Annotated in this window: 1 pseudogene; it reads left to right on the forward strand. The window is 62.5% G+C overall.

Annotation, left to right across the window (positions count from 1 at the left end):
• Positions 1-98: 98 nt before the first annotated feature.
• A pseudogene (locus EE949_RS12975) lies at positions 99-325 on the forward strand (cobalamin biosynthesis bifunctional protein CbiET); the annotation flags it as partial.

A 325-nucleotide genomic window follows, 5' to 3' on the forward strand; every position in this document is an offset into this window, starting at 1 on the left:
GATTAGAGCACTTGTACCCCGTCGGGCGCGGTATTATGCCTGCTTTGTCCGCAGGCATGAAAAGGCGCTCTGTCGGAAGTTCGGATTGAGGGATGTGCATGTCGCCTTGGCTGACAGTCGTGGGAATCGGAGAAGACGGTTACAAAGGCCTGGGCAGGAACGCCCGGCATGCTCTGCTGCACGCCGATCAGGTGTTCGGCGGGCCACGCCAGCTGGCCTTGCTGCCGCCCTGCATCCGCGCGGAACGTCGTACATGGCCGAGTCCTTTTTCGCTCAATCCCGTTCTGGAACAGCGCGGCGCCGAAGTCTGCGTGCTGGCCAGCGG

Source organism: Pseudomonas viridiflava, assembly GCF_900602065.1.
Taxonomy (GTDB): Bacteria; Pseudomonadota; Gammaproteobacteria; order Pseudomonadales; family Pseudomonadaceae; genus Aquipseudomonas.